Here is a 257-nt window from a genome sequence, read left to right as displayed (position 1 = left end):
CCGATACAAAAGAGATCGTCATCGACCCAATAGGTGAGCTGATTCTTCCTGCGCTGCCTGAAGGTTTATTGCTCAAGCCGGCACTCGTCTGGAAAATAGCGCCAAGTTACCTTGACCAGGAAGTTCAGGTTTCGTATTTAACGAAAAGCTTGGAATGGCATGCCCATTACACAATGGAAATCAAAGGCCGCGAATTCCGGTTTGATGGATGGGTGAAAATCCTGAATCGCAGCGGCGCGCATTATGAAGAAGCGAAG

The 257-nt window shown here is 48.2% G+C and carries 1 protein-coding gene; it reads left to right on the top strand.

Going from position 1 to position 257, the window contains the following annotated elements; translation table 11 throughout:
- Positions 1 to 257 (top strand): hypothetical protein (locus R0J92_RS24420; RefSeq protein ID WP_411053587.1); only part of this gene is annotated, 257 nt, incomplete at both ends.

The sequence above is a fragment of the Tritonibacter sp. SIMBA_163 genome (assembly GCF_046535935.1).
GTDB classification, from domain to species: domain Bacteria; phylum Pseudomonadota; class Alphaproteobacteria; order Rhodobacterales; family Rhodobacteraceae; genus Epibacterium; species Epibacterium scottomollicae.
Note: the sequence above shows the minus strand (reverse complement) of the source record. Positions and strands in the feature narration are given on the sequence as shown.